Here is a 16,905-nt window from a genome sequence, read left to right on the forward strand (position 1 = left end):
TCCGCTACAGGACTGGGTCCGCGTCGATGCGCATGCGCAGGATCGCGTAGGGCGGCTGCTGCAGGTCCCGGCCGCGGTTGAATTCCGGCCGCCGGTTGACCTGGGCCGCCGAGATATAGAGCCAACGGTCCGGGGTGATCCAGAAGGTGTCGGCCCAGACCAGCCGGTCGTCGGCGGCCAGCACCTCCACGGTGCCGTCCGGCAGGCGCCGGCCGACCGCGTTGTGCTCCTGCAGGCTGAGATAGACCCGGTCCTCGGAATCGGTGGTCAGTCCCCCGGTCATGCCCTTCTCGCCGAGATCCCGGACCGCGGCGGCCACGGCCGCGTCCGGGACGTCCGGGTCGCGCAGGGCCGCGGTCTCGACCGCGTAGAGCCGCCGGCTCATCAGCGGCGCGTAGTAGAGGCGGCCGCCGTCCGGGCTGATCGCGATGCCGTTGGCGCCGCCCTTCGGGCTCTTCTCGGGCGCGTCGCCCTTCCGCTCCATCACGGGGCGGCGCTCCACGAACTTGACCAGGCCCTCCTCGGATCGCGTGCTGGCATGGTCCGCGAGGCGCCGCACCACCCGCCCGCTGTCGAGGTCGACCGCCAGGATCGCGCCCGCGCCGGCCTGGCCCTGGTCGGTGACGTAGGCCAGCGCGCGGCCGTCGCGCACGTCGACCCGCAGGTCGTTCAGGGAGGAATCCGGAACCACGCCCGCGTCGAGGGGGATCGTCCGGCGGATGCTGTTCCGGCCGATATCGATCGCCAGGATCTTCGCGCCGCCCGGCACCGGCCGGCCCTTGCCCTCCGGCAGACCGGCATCGAGCACCCAGAGGGTGTCGTGGCGGTCGAAGACGCCGTTGGGGACGTGGAACAGCGACGCCTGCGGCGCCCCCGGATCCGGGCGGTTGGTCGCCGCGTCCGGGTAGGGCTTCACCGACCCGTCGGGCAGCACCTCGCCGAGGGTGATCGGCTCGGCGCCGGTGAAGCGCGGCATCATCACGAAGATCCGGCCGCCCCGGGCGATGGCGAGCCCCGTGGGGGTCGAGGGCGCGTCCGCCGCGACGGCGAGCTCCAGCGTCCCCACCGGCCGGCTCGTCGGGGGCGACGGCGCCGCGGCGCGCGCCGCGGGGGCGGCGAGGGCCGCGAGACCCGTTCCGAGCAGGCGGCGGCGATCGAGGCGCATGGGGATCCTGTCGCGGAGCTTGTCGGGGCGAGGGCCTTGGCGCGCCGCTCAACCCGTGGGGGTGCCGGCCCAACGCGCGGGCCCGGTGCCCGATCCCCCGACGCCGCATCTGGACGGAAGCCCGGCGCAGACCCGCGCGCCCGGCGATCGGGAGCCGCCTGCGGGCGGTCCACAGGTGCCGGGGCGCGACGCTGGCCCCGGCCCGCGGCGGCACGCTAAGCACGGTCGGGCCGGGCGTTCGATTCGGCGCCGCGCGGGCCGCGGCCCGGGCAGGCGATGTGGAGAGGTGGGACACGCATGGATCCCGGAGGATCCGAACCGGCGCCGGAGACCGCGCCCCGGCCCGCCGCCGGGCCGCTGCGGGTCCTCGCCCTGGCCGTGCAGAAGGGTGGGACGGGCAAGACCACCCTGGCGGCCTCCCTGGCCGTCGCCGCCGCGGAGGCGGGCGAGCAGGTGACGGCGCTCGATCTCGACCCGCAGGGCTCGCTGGCCGGATGGGGAGCCCTGCGCAAGAATGACGGCAGGAGCGGGAGCGACGCCGTCGCGGTCGACCGGGTCCAGCCCTGGGAGATGGGCCAGCTCTCGGAGATCCTCGGCATCCTCGCCGAGCAGGGCACGACGCTCGCCGTCCTCGACACCGCCGGCAGCGCCTCCGGCCTCGCGCCCGCGCTGAAGGACGCCGATTTCGTCCTGATGCCGGTGCGCCCCTCGCGGCTCGACATCGTGGCCGCCCGGCCGACGCTCCAGGCGCTCGTCGGCCTCGGCCTGCGGGAGCGGCTGGCCCTGGTGCTGAACCAGTGCCCGCCGCCGCCCTCGCCGCGCACCAGCGCCTACGCGGCGCAGCTCCGCGCCCTGGGCGTCCTGGCCGAGCCCGGGATCATCCACCGGGTCGACCACCAGGACGCCCTGGCGACCGGGCTCGGCGTCACGGAATTCGCCCCCGGCAGCCAGGCCGCCGAGGAGGTCCGGGCGCTCTGGGCCTGGATCGACGGGAAGATGCGGGCGGCGCCCGCCCGCTGAGATCGGCCCTCCGCCGGGCTCAGCCCTGGCCCAGGGCCGCGAGGATCCGCGCCCAGGAGCGCGTGCCCTTGTGGAAGCTCGTCAGGTCGTACTTCTCGTTGGGCGAGTGGATCCGGTCGTCGTCGAGCCCGAAGCCGATCAGCAGGGTGTCGCGCCCCAGGATCCGCTTGAAGTCGCCGACGATCGGGATCGAGCCGCCCGCGCCGACGGTGACCGCGGGCACCCCCCACTCGTCCTGCAGCGCCGCCTTGGCGGCCCCGAGCTGCGGCATGTCGAAGGGCAGGCTGATCGCCCGCGAGCCCTTGTAGGTGATGACCTCGACCTGGCAGTCCGCCGGCACCCGCGCGCGCACGAAGGCCTCGAAGCTCTCGGCGAGCCGCTTCGGGTCCTGGTCGTCCACGAGGCGGAACGAGACCTTGGCGGAGGCGGTGGAGGCGATCACCGTCTTGGTGCCCTCGCCGGTATAGCCGCCGACGATGCCGTTGGCGTCGCAGGAGGGGCGCGACTGCACCAGCTCGATCGGCATCCGGCCGCGCTCGCCCGCGGGCTCCTTGAGGCCGATCGGCCCGAGCAGCGTCTCCGGCGTCAGGCCGAGGCCGCGCCACTGCTCCAGGACCTCGGGCGGGCGCTCGTGCACGCCCTCGTAGAAGCCCGGGATGGTCACGCGCCCGTCCGCGTCGTGCAGGTCGGCGATGATCTTGGCCAGCACGTGGATCGGGTTGCGGGCGGCGCCGCCGAAGAAGCCCGAATGCAGGTCGCGGTCGGCGCAGGTGACCTTCACCTCGAAATAGGCGAGCCCGCGCAGCGACGAGGTGATGGCCGGGGTCTTCCGGTCCCACATGCCGGTGTCGCAGACGAGGACCACGTCGCAGCCGAGTCTCTCGCGGTTGGCCGCGACCCACTCGGGAAGTCCCTGCGAGCCGCTCTCCTCGGCGCCCTCGATCAATATCGTGACGCCGCAGGGCAGCTCGCCGGTCATGGCGATGGTGGCCCGGCAGGCCTCCACGAAGGTCATCACCTGACCCTTGTCGTCGGAGGCGCCGCGCCCGACGATCGTCTTGCCGCCCCGGCCGTCCTCGGCGATGCGCGGCTCGAAGGGCGGCGTCGTCCAGAGATCGAGCGGGTCGACGGGCTGCACGTCGTAATGGCCGTAGAACAGGACGTGGGGCGCCCCGGGCTTCGGCTTGTGCGCCAGCACGACCGGATGGAGCGAGGTCTCCTCCACGGAGGTCTCGAAGCCGAGCGCGGTCAGGTCCTGGGCGAGCCAGGCGGCGGCCTCGCGGCACGGGCCGGCATAGGCGGGATCGGTGGAGATCGACGGGATCCGCAGGAAGGCGAACAGCCGCTCCAGGGCGTTCTCCAGGTCCGTGTCGATGTCGTTGAGGATCGCGTCGAGCGCGGCCATCGGGGGGCTCCGGGGTACGGCGTGGACTCTGCGAGAACTCTGCGGGAATTCCGCGCGCACGAGGGTTAGCCGAGGCGGGGCCGCGGCGGCAACGTCGGACGGTGCGGCGGACGGACTTCTGGCCGCCGGCGCGCCGCCATCGCTCACGGGTTGAGAGCGCGCGCGCCGGAACAGGCGCAGATTGGAATGGTTATCGACCGAAAGCTCAGGCCGACGCCCGCCCGTCTCTCTCGGCTGCCGCTTCGGCCGATCCGTTCCCGCCCGGCTCCGGCCGGCCCAGCCCGTGGACGACATCATGCGACTCGAGACCCAGCCGCCGGTGTCGGCGGACACGCCGATCGGCATCACGCTGACGATCAACGGGCAGCGGCGCGAACTCCGGGTCGCGCCGTGGACCACCCTCCTCGACCTGCTGCGCGAGCGGCTCGACCTCACCGGCACCAAGAAGGGCTGCGACCACGGCCAGTGCGGCGCCTGCACGGTGCTGGTGAACGGCACCCGGGTGAATTCCTGCCTGACGCTGGCGGTGATGAAGGACGGCGCCGAGATCACGACGGTCGAGGGTCTCGCCGCCCTCGGCGACCGGGCGGGCAGCAACGCCCTTCACCCGATCCAGGAGGCGTTCATCGAGCACGACGCCTTCCAGTGCGGCTACTGCACCCCGGGCCAGCTCTGCTCGTCGGTCGGCCTGATGAACGAGGGCCACGCCCGCACAAGGGACGAGATCCGCGAGGCGATGAGCGGCAACATCTGCCGCTGCGGCGCCTACACCAACATCGTCGACGCCATCGAGGACGTCATGCAGGGAGGCGCCCGATGAACCGCTTCGACTACGTCCGCGCCGGCACGGTGGCGGAGGCGGTGCAGGCCTTCGGGGCCGGCGCGCGCTTCATCGCCGGCGGCACCAACCTGATCGACCTGATGAAGTACGAGGTCGAGAAGCCGGGCCGGCTGATCGACATCACCCAGCTGCCCCTCGACCGGATCGAGGCGCACGGGGACGGTCTCCGGATCGGGGCGCTCGTGACCAACGCCAAGGTGGCGTACGACGATCAGGTCGCGGCCCGCTACCCGCTCCTGCGCAACGCCATCCTGGCCGGCGCCTCGGCGCAGCTGCGCAACGCCGCCTCCACGGGCGGCAACCTGCTTCAGCGGACCCGCTGCTACTATTTCTACGACGTGGCCACGCCCTGCAACAAGCGCGCGCCGGGCTCCGGCTGCCCGGCGATCGGCGGGATGAACCGCATCCACGCGATCTTCGGGACGAGCGAGCACTGCATCGCCACCCACCCCTCCGACATGTGCATCGCGCTGGCCGCCCTGGAGGCCACCGTGCGGGTGAGCGGGCCGCAGGGCGACCGGGCGATCCCGTTCTCCGAGTTCCACCGCCTGCCGGGGGCCTCTCCTGAGACGGACACGAACCTCGCCCCCGGCGAGATCATCGTGTCGGTCGACCTGCCGGAGAGCCGCTTCCCGCAGCACTACACCTACCTGAAGCTGCGCGACCGGCTGTCCTACGCCTTCGCGCTGGTCTCGGTGGCGGCGGCCCTGGAGCTCGACGGCGACCGGGTGAAGACCGCCCGGCTGGCGCTCGGCGGCGTCGCCCACAAGCCCTGGCGCAACCGCGAGGCCGAGGCCCTGCTGGAGGGCAAGCCCGCGACCCGCGAGAGCTTCCAGGCCGCGGCCGACCTGATCGTCGCGGAGGCCAAGCCCCAGTCGGAGAACGGCTTCAAGATCGATCTCGCCCGGCGGGCCATTGTGCGCGGCCTCGAGCAGGCCGCCGCCGGCACGCCCCAGTCGCTCAGCGACAAGCGCATCCAGTAGGTCCCGCCATGACCCACACCTCCAGCCCCCAGACCTTCAGCTCCACCGGCCGCGACACCTTCGTCGGCAGCCCGCGCAGCCGCATCGACGGGCCCGCCAAGGTCACCGGCCTCGCCAAGTACGCGGGCGAGTTCGCCGCGCCCGACCTCGCCTACGGCTTCGTGGTGTCGAGTTCGATCGCCAAGGGCCGGATCACCGGCATCGACTCCGCCGAGGCCGAGGCGGTGCCGGGCGTCCTCACGGTGCTCACCCACGAGAACCGGCCGCGCACCGCGTGGCGGGACAAGAACTTCCAGGACCAGGTGGCGCCCCCCGGCTCGCCGTTCCGCGCCCTCTACGACGACCTGATCGTGTTCAGCGGTCAGCCGGTCGCCCTGGTGGTGGCGGAGGATTTCGAGACGGCGCGCTACGCCGCGTCCCTCGTCCGCGTGAGCTACGCGATGGAGGAGCCCGGGACCGACCTGGAGGCCCTGCGCGGCACCGCCTACGACCCGCCCTACAAGCGCACGGGCATCAAGCCGCCGCCGGAGCCCTGGGGCGACGCCGACACGGCGTTCGGCAGCGCGCCGGTCCGCGTGCAGGGCGCCTACAGCCTCGCCGACGAGCACCACAACCCGATGGAGCCGCACGCCTCCACCGTGGTGGTCGAGCAGGACGGCACCTACACGGTCTACGACAAGATCCAGGGCGTCTCGAACAGCCACCAGTACCTCACCAACGTCTTCGGCCTGAAGCCCGATCAGGTGCGGGTGCTCAACCCCTATCTCGGCGGCGGCTTCGGCTCGGGCCTGCGCCCGCAGTACCAGCTGTTCCTGGCGATGCTGGCCGCCCAGGAGCTGAAGCGCTCCGTGCGCGTGACCCTCACCCGCGACCAGTTGTGGAGCTTCACCTACCGGTCCGAGGCGCTGCAGACGATCGCGCTCGGTGCCGAGCCGGACGGGACGCTGACGGCCCTCCGCCACGACGCGGTCCAGGGCACCTCGCAGTACGAGGATTACCAGGAGGTCGTCGTCAACTGGTCGGGCGTCCTCTACCGGTGCGACAACGTCGCCCTCGGCTACCGGCTGGTGAAGCTCGACACGCCGACGCCCGGCGACATGCGCGCGCCCGGCGCGGTGACCGGCGTCTTCGCGATCGAGACCGCGATGGACGAGCTCGCCTACGCGACCGGGCTCGACCCGATCGACCTGCGGCTGAAGAACTACGCCGAGTCCGACGCCACCGCCGAGGGCAAGCCGTTCGGCTCGAAGGAGCTGAAGAGCTGCTTCCGGCAGGGCGCCGAGCGGTTTGGCTGGGCGAGGCGCAGCCCCGAGCCCCGCTCCATGCGCGACGGCCGGGAACTCGTCGGCTGGGGCGTGGCCACCGGCATCTGGGAATCGATGATGATGCAGTCGAGCGCCATCGCGACCCTGACGCCGGACGGCCGCCTGACCGTCGGCAACTCCACCGGCGACATCGGCACCGGCACCTACACGATCCTGACGCAGATCGCGGCCGACACGCTCGGCCTGCCGATGGACGCGGTGACGACCAAGCTCGGCGACACCCGCCTGCCGGAGGCCCCGGTCGCCGGCGGCTCGTGGACCGCCGCCTCCTCGGGCACCGCCGTGATGAAGGCCTGCCGCAACGTCGGCGCCCAGGTGTTCAAGCTCGCCCGCGCCATGGAGAACTCGCCGCTCGCCAACGTCGACTTCGACCGGGCCGTGTTCGCGGACGGCCGCATCGCGGTCGCGGGCGACCCGGGCCGCAGCGTCGCGCTGGTGGATGTCCTGCAGGCGGCCGGCGTCGACAAGGTCGAGGCCGTCGAGGAGGCCGGGCCCGACAAGGACTTCAATCAGAAATACGAAGCCTACACCCACTCGGCGATCTTCGCCGAGGTGAAGGTCGACGAGGAGCTGGGCCAGGTCCGGGTCACCCGCATCGTCTCGGCGATCGCGGCCGGCAAGGTGCTGAACCCGAAGACGGCGCGCAGCCAGATCCTCGGCGGCGTGGTGATGGGGATCGGCTCGGCGCTCGAGGAGGAGTCGATGCTCGACCACCGCATCGGCCGGTTCATGAACCACAATCTCGGCGAGTACCACGTGCCCGTCCACGCCGACATCTACGACATCGACGTGATCTTCGTGGAGGAGGAGGACAAGGCGAACCCGCTGGGCGTGAAGGGGCTCGGCGAGATCGGCATCGTCGGCACCGCGGCGGCGATCGCCAACGCGGTCTTCCACGCCACCGGCAGGCGGGTGCGCGACCTGCCGATCACCGTCGACAAGCTCCTGTGAGCGGCGAATGTTTCACAGGAAACATTGACGGTTCGGCAAGGAGTCGGACGCGGGCGCTCCGCCGCGCTGAATCGCTCCGCGCGCGAGGACGGTGATGCGCCCGCGCGCTGCCCTGAGAACCGACACGGGATCGCGGTGAGCCCCCTGCTGGAATCCTGGCGCTTCTGGGCGCTCGCCGCCGCCGGCTTCGCGGCGCTGACCGCGATCCTCGCCAAGGTCGGGGTCGCGGGCGTGCCGTCGGACGTCGCGACCTTCGTGCGCACCGCGGTCATCCTGGTCTTCGCGGGCGCGATCGTGGTCGTCTCCGGGCAGGCGGGCGGCCTCGCGCAGGTCACCGGCCGGAGCCTCGCCTTCCTCATCCTGTCGGGGCTCGCCACCGGGGCGTCGTGGCTCTGCTACTTCCGCGCCCTGTCGCTGGGCGACGCCGCCCGCGTCGCGCCGCTCGACAAGCTCAGCGTCGTGCTGGTGGCGATCCTCGGCGCCACCCTGCTCGGCGAGACCCTCAGCCTCGCCGCCTGGGCCGGGGTCGCGCTGATCGCGGCGGGCGCGGCCCTCGTCGCCTCCGGACTGTGAGATCATGCGCGCTGGCGCACCGATCCCTTAACGCGATGCGCGCATCATGCGGTTGCCTCGCGAAAGGGGACCGTCATGGAATGGGTTTATCGCGGCTTCGAGACCTCGCTTCTCGGTCTCGCCCTCTGTCTCGGGCTCGGCGCCTGCCTGACACTCGGCACCGGGCTCGGCACCGGACATGCACCGGCCGGAACGCTCTCCGTCACCCTGCCGATGCTCACGGTGACCGCCCCCGCGCCCTGAGGCGCGGGACCGGTCCGCGGCGGTGTCAGGCGGCGCCCTGCACGGCGCGGAACATGAAGCTCCGCGCCTCGGCGTCCATCTCCGCCTTGAAGGCGTGGCGGCCCTTCAGCGCCTCGGCGGCCTGGGCGGCCGGCCGCGCGTTGAGCGCGTCGAGGTGGCGCTTGACGTTGGGCAGGTCCCCGAAGGCGCCCTCGCCGAGGATGAAGGGCACCATCCGGGCCCAGCCCCAGACCGCCATGTCGACGATCGTGTAGGTGTCGCCCAGCACGTAGGTGCGGTCGGCGAGGCGCTGGTCGAGGATGCCCCAGTGCCGGCGCGCCTCGAAGGTGTAGCGCTCGGTGGCGTAGGCACCCCCGTCCTGCGCGAAGTGGCGGAAATGCACGCACTGGCCGGAGAACGGCCCGATGCCGGTCGCCACGAACATCAGCCAGGACAGCATCTCGCCGCGGACGGGCTCGCCCTCCGGCAGGAACCGGCCGGTCTTGCCCGCCAGGTACATCAGGATCGCGTTCGAATCGAACACGGTCACGTCGCCGTCGACGATCGCCGGCACCTTCCCGTTCGGATTGACGGCCGTGTAGGCCGGATCGAACTGCTCGCCCTTGCGGGTATCGACCGGCACCGGCTCGTAGGGCAGCCCCATCTCCTCGAGGCAGAGGGCGACCTTCATGGGGTTGGGGCTGAGATTGTAGAAGAATCGAATCACCGCGCTCTCCCTGAACGACGCGGGCAGGATGTCCGGGCCCCGCGCCGGCACAAGGCGCGGGCGCGCAGGGCGGCTATTCCACGACGATCTTGTAGCCGCGTCCCGGCACCAGCGCGGCGCCCCGCTCCAGCCCGTTGAGGACGAGGAACCGGTCGAGCGCCCGGTCGGGCACCGCCATGCGGCGGGCGAGGTCCTCGGCGCTGGTCGAGGCGGCCTGGACCACCTGCAGCCGCAGGGGGCGCAGGACCGCCTCGTCGGGCGCGACCGCGACCAGGGTCGCGGTCCAGCGGCGGAAGGCCGGGTCGGGGTCGGTGGCGCCCTTGGCGGCCATGATCATCCGGTAGGTCGAGTCCCCGATCCGGATGGCCGCGAGGCGGAAGGTCCACTCCTTCCCCCGCGACAGCGCGAAGGCCGCCGGGTGGCCGGCGACGTCCCGGGTCTCGAAGCCGGCCGGGTCGAAGGCGTCGTTCCAGCTCGCCTTAAGCACCGCCTCGAGGGGCTGGCCGTCCTTCGCCTCGATCTGATCGAACAGCAGGCGCCGGCCGCCGTCCTGGGTGGTCCCGAGCACCGCCGAGCGGGTGTTCTCCAGGGTGAAGCCCTCCGGCACCTCGAAGGCGATGCCGAGGCCGGGATGGATGAAGCGGTGCCCGCGCACCGCGCCGTCGCGCGGGTTGTCGCCGTAGGCGAGCCCGTCCACCGCCGCGAGGTAGGCGGCGCGGTCGTCGGTGCCGATGCCCGGCGCGCCGATGCGGCGGGCCGCCCGGGTGACCTGATTGATGCGCTCGGCCGTGCCCGGGTGGGTCGCCAGCATGTCGGGCGCGCCGGCGCTGCCGGACTTCAGCCCCGTCGAGCGGTTGAGCGCGGCGAGGAAGCGCCCGGCCGCGAACGGATCGTAGCCGGCCTTGGCGAGGGTGCGCACGCCGGTGGCGTCGGCCTCCAGCTCCTGCTCGCGGGAGAACCGGGCGAGCGCGAAGCGCGACTGGCTCTGCAGCTGCGCGCCGGTATCGGGGTCGTTCAGCACGTCGGCCACGACGCGGCTGACGAGCGCCGAGCGCAGCTCGAGCTCGCTGCGGGCGGTGGCGTGGTTGAGGGTCACGTGGGCCATCTCGTGGGCCAGCACGGCCGCCACCTCGGAGGTGTCGCTCGCCAGGGCCACGAGGCCGCGGGTGACGTAGAGCCGCCCGTTCGGCAGCGCGAAGGCGTTGACCACCGGCGAGTCGAGGAGCGTCACCGTGTAGGCCTGGTCGGGCCGGTCGCTCGCCTTCACGAGGCGGTCGGTCACCTCGGTCAGCATCCGCGTGACGTTGGGGGCCCGGGCCTCGCCCCCGAAGGAGGCCACGAGCTTGAGGTGGTCGGCATCCGCGGCGCGCTCGCGGCCGGTGGTGCGCGGCGCCTCCGCGGGCACCCGCACCACGGCCGGCCGCACGGTCGCCTCGGTCTGGTCGGCGACGCAGGCGCCGAGCAGCAGGGCGAGGCCGCCCAGCGCCGCCGCGCCGAGGGCGCGCCGGCCCGCCGCGCGGGTCCGCCCCGCGATGATGTGCCCCGTGATCCCGCCCATCGCGATCAGCGCCGCAATCCCCGTTCCCCGTCCGAATCGGCCTCCGGCCGGTCCGTCTCCCCGAGCGTCTCGAGCCCGTCGAGGGCGACCTCCAGGGTCGGGCCGCGCCGGACCTCCAGGAGGCCGCGCACCCGCACGCGCCGGCCTTCGAGCGAGGCCGCACTCAAACCACGGGCGCGCATCATTCGCCAAGTGCGTTTCGATACCGTCACCGTGAGGCCGTCCGTGCCGCGGGCCGCGAAATCGAGATAGGTGCGCGCGCCGCGCTCGCCGACGTGGCGGATCCGGCCCTCCGCGACGACGAAGCGCCCGGCCCGCGCCCGGAGCGCCGGACCGTCCCGCGCCGCCGGGAGCGCGACGCTCCAGAGACCGAGCCCGCGCGCCCGGGCGGCCGCCTCCACGAGGCGCAGGCCGGGCCGGCAGAGCGAATCGGCCTCGTTCGCGTCCGCGTAGGCGAGCCCGGCCGCGATGAGGCCGCCCGCCAGGTCCGCGTCGTCCTCCGCGGCCAGGAGATCGGCCCGCACGCGATCCCACCGGTCGGGCTGCCCGCGGGGAACCACCGTGACGCGGGCGCCCCGCCGGGGCTCGAGCCAGGCCAGCGCCGCGGCTTCGGCCTCCGGCGCGTCCGGCCAGCGCAGCGAGTCCAACACCGCGCGGAGGCCCGAGACCAGGCGGATCTCGCCCCGGGGCCCGATCCCGGCCACGACCTCGTCGCGCGCCGGCCCGGTCGCGCAGTCGGACGGGCCGGCCCCCGGCGCGGCGCGTGCCGGACGAATCGGCACCGCGGCGAGCGACGCCGCCATCAGGGCCGCCAGCGAGGCTGCCCGCATGACCGCCGCGCTCCCGCGCATCGATTCCCCCGAGATCGCAGGCCCCGACACCGCGCCTCTCCACCGGGCGCGGTTGGCCTCGGCCGGCGAGAATGCTATGGAGCGCGCGGTCGTCTCCGTAGCTCAGCTGGACAGAGCACAGGTTTCCTAGAAGCTTCAATTGGGCGTCGCGCCGGGAAACCGCGCGGCGGATCCGCTCAAAGTCGGGGAAAGCTTCCGGCATCGACGCGCCGCCGTCCGATGCTCTGCCGATCCCGAGCCAAGCCCGCGCGGCGCCCCGGCGTTCTGCGGGAAGGTGTAGAGACTAGACGGGCGGCACCTAACGGTCGGATGCAATCCGGCCCACGGTGAAGGGATAGTCCAGGCCACGAACGCGGACCTTCGGGACGCGGCGGCGAAAGCCGAAGTGGTATGAAACCTGGGGTCGCAGGTTCGAGCCCTGCCGGGGACACCAAGTTGTCTCATCTCGCAGATCTCGCGGTTGCAGAGCCGTGAGCAAATCGTCCACCACGTCGGGCGCCTGCCGGTGACAAGTACCGAGGGCCGCGCTAAGCTTTGCCGCCAGGATTCATGGCGGGGGGTGGACGAGCACTTCATGGCGGGCCAGAAGACCGATCAGCGCGACGTCTATGTCGGGCAACGCATCGCCGAGCAGCGCCGGAAGGCATCGCTCACACAGCGCCGCGTCGCGCAGAGCTTCGGTATGTCTGCAGCTCAGCTCCAGAAATACGAGAAGGGTACCAACCGGATCAGCGCCGTCCATCTCGATATCTTCTCGCGGATGACCGGCGTGCCGATGGATTACTTCTTCAAAGGAATGCCCCGGAACGATGACTTCATCGCCCCGGGCTTCAGCGAGCGCGAGCAGTCCACCCTGTCGGAAGCCGGGTTGAAGGGGTTGGCGGAAGTCGTGGGCCGCCACATCACCGAGAACTTCTCCGAGGAGGCGCGCCGCGACGTGGCCGACGCGATCCGGGCGCTCGAGAGCAAGCTCGGCGGCTGAGCCGGCGGCGATCCCCGCGGGCCGGTTCGATCGTTCTTCCGGTCGCTTCGTCCGTTATAGCGGATCCGTTCGTTCCTCCATCTTGACCGCCTCCCGGTCGGGTGCGAGAACCCCGGCCCCATGAAGGGTCAAACGCCGCGATCGCGACGGCGTACCTCTGCAGCCGAGGCCGTCCGATGCCGCGTTCCAACTACCTGTTCACCAGCGAGTCCGTGTCCGAGGGACACCCCGACAAGGTCTGCGACAGGATCTCGGACACCGTGGTCGACGCCTACCTCGCGGCGATGCCGGAGGCGCGGCTCGGCGTCGAGACGCTCGCCACGACCAACCGCATCGTCATCGCCGGCGAGGTGCGCGGACCCGATTCGGTGACCTTCAAGGACCTCGAGGCCCTGACCCGCGAGGCCGTGAAGGACATCGGCTACGAGCAGTCGGGCTTCCACTGGAAGAACAACGACGTCGCGATCCACCTGCACGCCCAGTCGGCCGACATCGCCCAGGGCGTGGACGCGGCCGGCAACAAGGACGAGGGCGCGGGCGACCAGGGCATCATGTTCGGCTACGCCGCCGACGAGACGCCCGAGCTGATGCCGGCGCCGATCTTCTACGCCCACAAGATCCTCAAGGACCTCGCCGACGCCCGCAAGGCGAGGCAGGGCGACGCCGCCAAGCTCGGCCCCGACGCCAAGAGCCAGGTCACGGTCCGCTACGAGAACGGCCGCCCGGTCGAGGTCACCCAGATCGTGCTGTCGACCCAGCACCTCGACGAGTCCCTCGACTCCGCGGACGTGCGCGCCATCGTCGAGCCCTACATCCTGAAGGCGCTGCCGCAGGGCTGGGTCAACGAGGGCACGGTCTGGCACGTGAACCCGACCGGCAAGTTCGTGATCGGCGGCCCGGACGGCGATGCCGGCCTCACCGGCCGCAAGATCATCGTCGACACCTACGGCGGCGCGGCCCCGCACGGCGGCGGCGCGTTCTCCGGCAAGGACCCGACGAAGGTCGACCGCTCGGCGGCCTACGCGGCGCGCTACCTCGCCAAGAACGTGGTGGCCGCGGGCCTCGCCAGCCGCGCCACGATCCAGCTCGCCTACGCGATCGGCGTCTCGAAGCCACTCTCGATCTACGTGGACCTGCACGGCACCGGCACGGTCGACGAGGCCAAGCTCGAGGCCGTGCTGATGGACGCCATGGACCTGTCGCCCCGCGGCATCCGTACGGCGCTCAGCCTGAACAAGCCGATCTACGCGCGCACCTCGGCCTACGGCCATTTCGGCCGCGCCCCCGAGGCCGACGGCGGCTTCTCGTGGGAGCGCACCGACCTCGCCGGCAAGCTGAAGTCGGCGCTGGCCTGAGGGCGGCCTCCGCGCGGCCCCGGGCCGACGCGCTGGCCGGAGATCGGCGGCGCGCCGGGGCGACGTGAACGCGGGGCGGGCGGTGCGCTGAGCGCCGCCCGGTTCCGTTCCGGAAACCAGCGGCGCCCGCGATCCGGCATCCGGCGCTGGGCGCCGCGGCGCGTCCGACGCGATGGCGCCCGCGCGCGGGTGCCGCGCGTGCGCATCAGGTCGCGGCACGTCGGGCGCGGTGTCCCGGTTGGCGTCCCGCCGACGCTCCGCGTGGCCCGCCGGGACGCGGGCCGCGTCGCATCTCCGAGGTAGACTGAGCCGGTGGACACCGACACCCCTGGACGCCCCGAGCACCCGGCCGAGGAGCCGGAGCGCGCCTTCTTCGGGCGGCGCAAGGGCAAGCGCCTGCGCGGGCAGCAGGAGCGCCGGCTCGCCGAATTGCTGCCGGCCCTGCGGGTCGACCTGCCGCCGGGCGAGGCGATCCTCGATCCGCGCGCGCTGTTCCCGGCCATGCCGGCGCCGCCCGAGGCGCTCTGGCTGGAGATCGGCTTCGGCGGCGGCGAGCACCTCGCCGCCCAGGCGGCCGCGCGGCCGGATATCGGCATCATCGGTGCCGAGCCCTTCGTCAACGGCGTGGTCAAGCTGCTGGCGGCCGTCGAGGCGCAGGGGCTGCGCAACGTCCGCATCCGCGACGAGGACGTGACCGCCCTGCTGGCGCGCCTGCCGGATGCCTGCCTCGACCGGGTCTACCTGCTCTATCCCGATCCCTGGCCCAAGCGGCGGCAGCGCAAGCGCCGGTTCGTCTCCGACGCCTCCCTCGCCGAGATCGGCCGGGTCCTGAAGGACGGGGGCCTGTTCCGCTTCGCCAGCGACATCGACGACTATGCCGGCTGGACGCTGGTCCGGGCCGCGCGGTGCCCGGTCCTCGCCTGGACGGCGCGGGACGCGCGGGACTGGACGCGGCCTTTCCCGGGCTGGCCCGGCACGCGCTACGAGGCCAAGGCGCTGGAAGCGGGCCGCCGGCCGACCTACCTGGAATTCGTCCGCCGCCCCCGGTGACGGCCCGCGCGGGCGGGTCGCGCGGGTGCCCGGTCGCCGCAGGCGGAGCGGAACGCCTTGCCACGGTCACGCTCGGGCGCCATCCTCAGGGCTCGCCGCGGTCCCGGATCGTGGCGGGAGGGGGCCATCTCCGGCGGGAGCGTGCCACGGCACGTTCGAGGATTCTTCCGAGTGAATGAGAGGGTGGGGCAGGACCCGGCGGCGGAGGACCCGTTTCGCGCCGGCTTCGACGAGGCCGCGATCGGCCTCGCCGTGCTGTCGGCGGACGGGGCGGGGATCGTCGCCGCCAACCGCGCCCTGCACGATCTCGTCGGCTGGCCGCCGGGCACGCTGTCCGGGCGGGCGGCCGCCGAACTCCTGAACGAGGGGCCCGACGGCCTCCGGGACGGTCTCCAGGTCTGGCGCCGGGCGGACGGGGCACCCCTCGACGTGCGGGTCCGGCGCGCGGGCCGGACCCTGGTGGTCGAGGCGGTCGACGTGGACGCGGCGGCCCATTCCGAGGCGAACCGCGAGGCCCTGGCGGCCGCCGGGCTCGGGGAATGGCGCTGGGACCGCGCGACCGGCCTCCTCACCCTGTCGCGCCGCGCCGCCCGCATCCTCGGGCGGCCGCCGGGCCGGTCCGTCTCGTGGGAGGAATTGAAGACGGGCCTGTCGCAGGCGGAACTCGCGCGCCTGCGCGCGCTGATCGCCGAGGCGGACGGGACCGACGAGCCCTATCAGTTCGACACGGCCACCACGGTGGCCGGACGGACCGTGATCCTGCGGGTCCGGGGGCAGGCCGTGCCGGGCCCCGACGGCACGCCGGCCGGTATGGTCGGCATCCTCCAGGACATCACCACGCGGGTCGAGGCCCGGGACGAGATCCTGTCCCGCGACCAGCGCCTGCGGGTCGCCACCACGGTCGCCCGGCTCGGCATCTTCGAGTGGCACATGCTCGAGGACCAGGCGATCTGGGAGAACGAGCACATGTACGAGATCTTCGGGCACGCGCCCGAGGACGGCACGATCGGCAAGAACGAGTTCCTCAACGACATCCTCCACCCCGACGACCGCCCCGCCGTCCGCCGGGCGATCTCCCAGGCGCTGCGGGAGGACGGGGATCTGCACATCAGCGGCCGGATCCGCCGCAAGTCCGACGGCGTGTGGCGCACGATCGACATGGCCGGCCGGTTCGAGCGCGACGCCCCCGGCCGCCTGCCCCGCCGCCTGATCGGCGTCGTCGCGGACGTGACCGACCGCCGGGTCGCGGAGGAGCGCCAGAGCCTGCTGATCCGCGAGCTCCACCACCGGGTGAAGAACACGCTGGCCACGGTCCAGGCCATCGTGGGCTCCACCGCGCGGACGGCGTCGAGCATCGAGAGCTTCTACGAGGCGTTCGTCGGGCGCATCAAATCCCTGGCGCACACGCACTCGGTCCTCACCGAGGACACGTGGCAGACGGCGTCGCTGGCCAACCTCCTGCGCAACGAGCTGAAGCCCTACGCGGAGGTGGCGCCGGACGGCGGCGCCGAGGGCCGCATCAGCCTCGACGGGCCGGCGATCGACCTGCCGTCCGAGATCGCGGTGCCGATCGGCATGGCGATCCACGAACTCACCACCAACGCGGCGAAGTACGGGGCCCTGTCGAACCGCACCGGCCGGGTGGCGGTGGAATGGTCCCTGGAGCCCGGGGGGCCGGCCGGGATCCTGCGGTTCTCATGGCGCGAGACCGGCGGCCCTCCGGTCGCGCCGCCGAGCCGCCAGGGCTTCGGCTCGCGCCTGCTGCAGCGCGTCCTGATCACCCAGGTCCAGGCCGAGGTGACCACCGACTACGCCCCCGGGGGCTTCTCCCTGACCATGCGGGCCCCGATCCCGCCGCGCAACGACAGCCTCAACCCGCTGGTGTGAGGCCGCGGCC

General features: G+C 72.9%; 15 protein-coding genes. 10 read left to right on the forward strand and 5 right to left on the reverse strand.

Annotation, left to right across the window (positions count from 1 at the left end; all coding sequences use genetic code 11):
- Nucleotides 1-4: 4 nt before the first annotated feature.
- Nucleotides 5-1,165: an SMP-30/gluconolactonase/LRE family protein gene (locus J3A75_RS29375; RefSeq protein WP_083374405.1), complete on the reverse strand. Its 1,161-nt coding sequence runs from the start codon at nucleotides 1,163-1,165 to the stop codon at nucleotides 5-7.
- Nucleotides 1,166-1,462: 297 nt separating this feature from the next.
- On the opposite strand from J3A75_RS29375, the gene J3A75_RS29380 reads away from it, so the two are divergent.
- Nucleotides 1,463-2,185 carry a ParA family protein gene (locus tag J3A75_RS29380; RefSeq protein ID WP_071000164.1) on the forward strand — a complete coding sequence of 241 codons (723 nt, stop codon included), beginning with the start codon at nucleotides 1,463-1,465 and terminating at the stop codon, nucleotides 2,183-2,185.
- Between the two features lie 19 nt (nucleotides 2,186-2,204).
- Here J3A75_RS29380 and J3A75_RS29385 read toward each other — a convergent pair whose 3' ends face one another.
- Entirely contained in the window at nucleotides 2,205-3,590 is a 1,386-nt protein-coding gene (locus J3A75_RS29385; protein ID WP_029358713.1) for a M20/M25/M40 family metallo-hydrolase, read from the reverse strand.
- Between the two features lie 295 nt (nucleotides 3,591-3,885).
- On the opposite strand from J3A75_RS29385, the gene J3A75_RS29390 reads away from it, so the two are divergent.
- The 5 genes from J3A75_RS29390 to J3A75_RS29410 all read left to right on the forward strand — a co-directional run bounded on the left by J3A75_RS29390 (nucleotide 3,886) and on the right by J3A75_RS29410 (nucleotide 8,506).
- On the forward strand, nucleotides 3,886-4,410 hold the full coding sequence (locus tag J3A75_RS29390) for a (2Fe-2S)-binding protein (RefSeq protein WP_024828767.1): 525 nt from the start codon (nucleotides 3,886-3,888) through the stop codon (nucleotides 4,408-4,410).
- Nucleotides 4,407-5,414, forward strand: a complete 1,008-nt coding sequence (locus J3A75_RS29395; protein ID WP_071000165.1) for an FAD binding domain-containing protein — start codon at nucleotides 4,407-4,409, stop codon at nucleotides 5,412-5,414. The genes J3A75_RS29390 and J3A75_RS29395 overlap by 4 nt, the downstream gene beginning before the upstream one ends.
- Nucleotides 5,415-5,422: 8 nt before the next feature.
- Entirely contained in the window at nucleotides 5,423-7,690 is a 2,268-nt protein-coding gene (locus J3A75_RS29400) for a xanthine dehydrogenase family protein molybdopterin-binding subunit (protein WP_024828765.1), read from the forward strand.
- 135 nt (nucleotides 7,691-7,825) lie between these two features.
- Nucleotides 7,826-8,263: an EamA family transporter gene (locus tag J3A75_RS29405; RefSeq protein WP_012321406.1), complete on the forward strand. Its 438-nt coding sequence runs from the start codon at nucleotides 7,826-7,828 to the stop codon at nucleotides 8,261-8,263.
- A gap of 75 nt (nucleotides 8,264-8,338) precedes the next feature.
- Nucleotides 8,339-8,506, forward strand: coding sequence for a hypothetical protein (locus J3A75_RS29410; RefSeq protein WP_012321407.1), 168 nt, complete (start codon nucleotides 8,339-8,341; stop codon nucleotides 8,504-8,506).
- Between the two features lie 25 nt (nucleotides 8,507-8,531).
- Here the strand turns inward: J3A75_RS29410 and J3A75_RS29415 are convergent, their stop codons facing one another.
- From J3A75_RS29415 to J3A75_RS29425, 3 genes are all read right to left on the reverse strand, one after another.
- Entirely contained in the window at nucleotides 8,532-9,212 is a 681-nt protein-coding gene (locus J3A75_RS29415; RefSeq protein WP_012321408.1) for a glutathione S-transferase family protein, read from the reverse strand.
- A gap of 73 nt (nucleotides 9,213-9,285) precedes the next feature.
- The gene (locus J3A75_RS29420; protein WP_012321409.1) at nucleotides 9,286-10,770 is read right to left on the reverse strand and encodes a M48 family metalloprotease; all 1,485 of its coding nucleotides are present in this window, start codon (nucleotides 10,768-10,770) and stop codon (nucleotides 9,286-9,288) included.
- Between the two features lie 5 nt (nucleotides 10,771-10,775).
- Nucleotides 10,776-11,600, reverse strand: a complete 825-nt coding sequence (locus J3A75_RS29425) for a thermonuclease family protein (RefSeq protein WP_083374498.1) — start codon at nucleotides 11,598-11,600, stop codon at nucleotides 10,776-10,778.
- Nucleotides 11,601-12,195: 595 nt separating this feature from the next.
- On the opposite strand from J3A75_RS29425, the gene J3A75_RS29430 reads away from it, so the two are divergent.
- The 4 genes from J3A75_RS29430 (at nucleotide 12,196) to J3A75_RS29445 (ending at nucleotide 16,895) form a co-directional block, all read left to right on the forward strand.
- Nucleotides 12,196-12,603, forward strand: a complete 408-nt coding sequence (locus J3A75_RS29430) for a helix-turn-helix domain-containing protein (protein WP_012321411.1) — start codon at nucleotides 12,196-12,198, stop codon at nucleotides 12,601-12,603.
- A gap of 176 nt (nucleotides 12,604-12,779) precedes the next feature.
- Nucleotides 12,780-13,958 (forward strand): methionine adenosyltransferase, encoded by a 1,179-nt coding sequence (gene metK / locus J3A75_RS29435; RefSeq protein ID WP_012321412.1) that lies wholly within the window; start codon nucleotides 12,780-12,782, stop codon nucleotides 13,956-13,958.
- Between the two features lie 312 nt (nucleotides 13,959-14,270).
- Nucleotides 14,271-15,008 carry a tRNA (guanine(46)-N(7))-methyltransferase TrmB gene (locus J3A75_RS29440; protein WP_024828763.1) on the forward strand — a complete coding sequence of 246 codons (738 nt, stop codon included), beginning with the start codon at nucleotides 14,271-14,273 and terminating at the stop codon, nucleotides 15,006-15,008.
- Between the two features lie 171 nt (nucleotides 15,009-15,179).
- On the forward strand, nucleotides 15,180-16,895 hold the full coding sequence (locus J3A75_RS29445; RefSeq protein WP_012321414.1) for an HWE histidine kinase domain-containing protein: 1,716 nt from the start codon (nucleotides 15,180-15,182) through the stop codon (nucleotides 16,893-16,895).
- The last annotated feature ends 10 nt before the right edge of the window (nucleotides 16,896-16,905 follow it).

The organism is Methylobacterium sp. PvP105 (assembly GCF_017876975.1).
Taxonomy (GTDB): Bacteria; Pseudomonadota; Alphaproteobacteria; order Rhizobiales; family Beijerinckiaceae; genus Methylobacterium; species Methylobacterium radiotolerans.